Below are 4194 nucleotides of genomic sequence, written 5' to 3'. Positions count from 1 at the left end.
GCCCGGGACGGTCACCCGTCCCGGGCGCGCCGCCGTTTCGTCACGGTTCCCGGAGGTCCCTAGAGCTTCGGCGGTGCCGGCGGGGCACCCGCGCCCCGGCCGGCCTTGACGCCGTTCACCATCGCTTGGTGGATCGCCCGTGCGGTGGTCTCGTCGTCCGCCGGCACCGGGCTGCCGTCGACGGTGTACCAGTCCAGCGCGCCGGTGTACTGGACGGTCAGCCGCGCCTCGCCGTCCACCCAGGTGGTGTGCACGGTGAGGTCGCCGGAGATCGGGCCGACCTCGGTGGTGGTGACCCCACCGGGGCCGCTGATGATCGATTGGGTGGTCCAGGTCGCCCACGACGTGCGCGGGTCCGCGGGCGGCCGGGCCTGGCGGTTGCCTTCGTCGTGTTCGGTCATGCGCCTCTCCTCCCTCGCGGGTGCACCGCCGCCGGAGCGGCGACACCCACGGTCGCGGCGACCGCCCGGTCCCACCGGGCGGTCGAGTCGGTACGCCGGACGGTCAGCCGGACTGGCCGGGCTGGTCCGGCATGCGGGCGCCCTCCGCCTGGGAGGTGTCCTGCGCGTGCAGGTTCTGCGTCGAGGGGATGCCCTCCTCGGGGTCCGCGGCGCGGATGTCCTCGTCGTCCTCGGTGCTCACCTTGGACCGGTCGCTCATGTCGGTCATCGCGGGCTCCGTCTCCTCGGCCGGTCCGGGCGCGCCGGGTCGGGGGCGCGGCAGGGCCGGTGGTGTCTCTTCGCCCTTCCAGCCTGCCTCCGCCCCGGCGCCAGGGCCAGCCGGGTGCCCCGGCGAGCGACCGCGGACCTCACCTTGAGGTCACCAGGTGACGGGCAGGGACCGCATGCCGTAGATGAACGAGTCGGTGCGGAACGCCAGCTCGCTGCGGGGGACGGTCAGCCGCAGCCCGGGCAGCCGCCGGAACAGCGTGGCCAGCGCGATCTGGAGCTCGGCGCGGGCCAGCGGCTGGCCGAGGCACTGGTGCACGCCGAAGCCGAAGGCCATGTGCCGCCGGGCGTCCCGGTCCAGGTCCAGTTCGTCGACCGGCGGCCGACCGGCACCGCCGAACATCTCCTCGTCCCGGTTGGCGGTGGAGAGCATCGCGATCACGCCCTCCCCGGCCCGGACGGTCGCGCCGCCCAGCTCCACGTCCTCCAGCGCCACCCGGGGCACCCCGGTGTGGACGATGGTGAGGTGGCGCAGCAGCTCCTCCACCGCGCCGGGCAGCGCGGCCGGGTCGGCCAGCCTGGCGACCTGCTCGGGCCGGTCCAGCAGCAGGGCGGTGGACAGCGAGATCATGTTCGCGGTCGTCTCGTGCCCGGCGATCAGCAGCAGGATGCCGGTGCTGGCGACCTCGCGCACGGTGAGGTCGTCCCGGGCGGCGAGCCGGCTGAGGATGTCGTCCTCCGGCTTCTCCCGCTTGCGGTCCGTCAGCCCCTCCAGGTACGCCAGCAGCTCGTCCTGGGCCTCAAGGAGCCGCTCGATCGTGCTGGAGTTGCTGAGCAGCGTCCGGCTGATGCTCTGGAAGAACTCGCGGTCCTCGTACGGGACGCCGAGCAGCAGGCAGATCACCAGCGAGGGGACGGGCAGCGCGAAGTCGGCGACCAGGTCGGCCTCGGTGCGGCCCACGGTCATCCCGTCCAGCGCCTCGTCCACGATCCGCTGGATGTCCGGGCGCATCGCCTCGACCCGCTTGACCAGGAAGTCCCCGGTGACCATCCGGCGCAGCCGGGCGTGCTCGGGGTCGTCGAGCCGCAGGAAGCTCGGGTTCTCGGTGATCCGTTCCCGGCTGCCGGCGACCAGCAGGGGGAAGGACGGGTGGCGTACGTCCGCGCTGAACCGGCGGTCGGACAGGACGGTGCGGACCTCGGCGTAGCCGGTGGCCAGCCAGCAGGACTCGCCCCCGGGCAGGTCGGCGCGGGTCAGCCGGGCGGTGGCGGCGGCCTCGGTGTACGCGGGCGGCGGGCCGAACGGGCAGCCGGCGGAGTGCGGGGACGGCAGCGGGACGGCGGGGACGGTGGGTGTGCTCGTCAAGGCGGGGTCTCCTTGTGTCGCGAGGTTCTCCGGTGGGGGGTCGTGTGGTGACTGGACGTCCGTCAGGGTCTGTCGCGGTGGCCGGGGCCGACGGCGGTCAGCCGTCGACCGGGGCGGTCCGCCTCCCGGCGGGTTCGGCCTCGGCCACGGTCGACCCGGCCGCTGCCGAATCGCCCTCGACCACGGTGATCGCGCCGCTCGGGCAGAGCTGGGCGGCCAGTCTGAGATCATCGAACTGGTCGGGCCGGAACGCGGTCTGACGGAGTCTCACCAGGCCGTCGTGGTCGTCCTGGTCGAACACCTCGGGGACGTTCATGACGCACATCCCGGAGCTGCAGCAGCGGTCCCGGTCGATACTCACCCGCATGGTCGGGCACCTCTCGCCAGTGCGCCGCCGGCTGCCCGGCGGCCGCCTCTCGTTGTCATTGCCAACCTAACCGCCGCTACTCCGTTCACGGAGGGTGCCGCGGCGGGATCGCCGAGAATGGCCGATTCGGCTCCCGTCGGAGCTGCCGGGCGGCGAGGCAGGTTTTGAATTGACGTTACCCGGACAAGCGTACGCTCCCACGGCTCCCGGCTCACCACGTCCGGCCGCCCGCCGCCGTGCGGGGGCGGGGGTGGGGGCCCGCCCGGAAACCGCCGAGCAGTAAGATCATTTCGCAACACGACGCGAAGGGGAGTTCATTGGCGCGGGTTGCGGTGGTCGGCGGAGGCATCAGTGGGCTGGGGACGGCGCTCATGCTGGGCCGGCGGGGTCATCCGGTCACATTGTTCGAACAGGACGCGCGGCAGGCCGGAGAGGACCCGGACCGGGACTTCTTCCACTGGGACAGGCCCCGGGTTCCGCAGGCCGTCCAGCCCCACTCGTTCCTCGCACCGGTGCGCACCGTGCTGCGGGCCGAGGCGCCCGATGTCCACGCGGACCTGCTGGCCCGCGGCGCCCTGGAGTACCACGACTTCGACTGGTTCGGTGAGCATCCGCCGCACCGGGCCGGGGATGAGGACCTGGTGACCCTGCGCACCCGGCGCATCGTGCTGGAGGCCGCCCTGACCGCGGCCGTGCGGCGCGAGCCCACCGTCGAGGTGCGGCGAGGCTCCCGGGTGCGGGCCCTCACCTTCGACGAGGGCCACCCCGCCCGGGTCACCGGCGTGCAGGTGGGCGCGGACACGTACCGGGCGGACCTCGTCGTCGACGCCTCCGGCCGTCGCTCTCCGGTTCCCGCCTGGTTGGTCGCGGCCGGCTGCCGCCCGCCCGTGGTCGACAGCCACCGCACCGGGATCGCCTACCTGTGTCGCTGGTACCGCCTGCGTGCCGACGGCCCGCGCGACCCCGGGCGGGTGAAGCCCGGCTCGACCGCACCGTTCGCGCTCGCCGGCGTGTTCCCGTCCGACAACGACACCTTCGCGGTGAGCGTGATGCTCTCCGCGGATGATCCGACCCGCGGCGCGCTCACCGACCCCGCCGTGTTCGAGGCCGTCGCCCGGAGCTTCCCCGCCACCGCCGCCTGGCTCGACCTGGACCCCGAGCCGCAGTCGGCCGTCCTGGCCATGGGCGGCCTGGACAACCGCTGGACCGCCCTCGCCGACGACGCCGGACCCGTCGTCACCGGCCTGATCAACGCCGGGGACAGCCTCGTCCACACCAACCCCACCCTGGGCCACGGCGCGGCCCTCGGCCTGCGCGCCGCCCAGTACATCGCCACCCGTGTCGAACGGATCGCCGCGGACCCCACCGGCTACCACGCCTGGGCGGCGCGCACCCTCCGTCCCTGGTTCGACGCGCAGGTGACGGCCGACCGCGGCAACGAGCAACGCCTCACCGGGACCCAGCCGTCCGCGGACCTGCGGACTGCCGCGCTGGCTGCCTGCGCGTTCGACGACCCCGTCGTCATGCGGGCCAGGGCCCGGGTGCGCCACCTCCTGCAACCGGCGGAGGAGGCCTACGGAACCGACGAAGTGGACCGCCACGTCACCGCCTGGCTGGCCGCCCACCCCGACTTCTCGCCACGGCCCGACGGCCCGACCCGAGACCAGTGGGATGCCCTCATCCCGGCCTGAGTGCCCGCCCCGCCCCGCACCTTCGGCAGCCGGGCCCTCGCCGAGCTGCGACGCGAGGTGACCGTCGCGGATGCGGTCGGCGGTCCCGCCCCCGCTCGGGCC

At 74.1% G+C, this 4194-nt stretch carries 5 protein-coding genes; 1 reads left to right on the top strand and 4 read right to left on the bottom strand.

The genetic code is table 11. The annotated features are described in order from the left end of the window. Window positions 1-59 precede the first annotated feature (59 nt). The 4 genes from ACFU7Y_RS41065 to ACFU7Y_RS41050 form a co-directional block, all read right to left on the bottom strand. Window positions 60-401 carry a hypothetical protein gene (locus ACFU7Y_RS41065; protein WP_224284391.1) on the bottom strand — a complete coding sequence of 114 codons (342 nt, stop codon included), beginning with the start codon at window positions 399-401 and terminating at the stop codon, window positions 60-62. Between the two features lie 103 nt (window positions 402-504). Continuing rightward, on the bottom strand, window positions 505-669 hold the full coding sequence (locus ACFU7Y_RS41060; RefSeq protein ID WP_224284392.1) for a hypothetical protein: 165 nt from the start codon (window positions 667-669) through the stop codon (window positions 505-507). A gap of 150 nt (window positions 670-819) precedes the next feature. Continuing rightward, on the bottom strand, window positions 820-2034 hold the full coding sequence (locus ACFU7Y_RS41055) for a cytochrome P450 (protein ID WP_224284393.1): 1215 nt from the start codon (window positions 2032-2034) through the stop codon (window positions 820-822). 97 nt (window positions 2035-2131) lie between these two features. After that, window positions 2132-2401, bottom strand: a complete 270-nt coding sequence (locus ACFU7Y_RS41050) for a ferredoxin (RefSeq protein WP_224284394.1) — start codon at window positions 2399-2401, stop codon at window positions 2132-2134. Between the two features lie 317 nt (window positions 2402-2718). On the opposite strand from ACFU7Y_RS41050, the gene ACFU7Y_RS41045 reads away from it, so the two are divergent. Beyond that, entirely contained in the window at window positions 2719-4092 is a 1374-nt protein-coding gene (locus tag ACFU7Y_RS41045) for an FAD-dependent oxidoreductase (RefSeq protein ID WP_224284395.1), read from the top strand. The last annotated feature ends 102 nt before the right edge of the window (window positions 4093-4194 follow it).

Origin of the sequence: Kitasatospora sp. NPDC057542 (assembly GCF_042801945.1) — a bacterium.
In the GTDB taxonomy this organism is placed as follows: domain Bacteria; phylum Actinomycetota; class Actinomycetes; order Streptomycetales; family Streptomycetaceae; genus Kitasatospora.
This window is presented reverse-complemented; position numbering and strand designations above follow the sequence as displayed.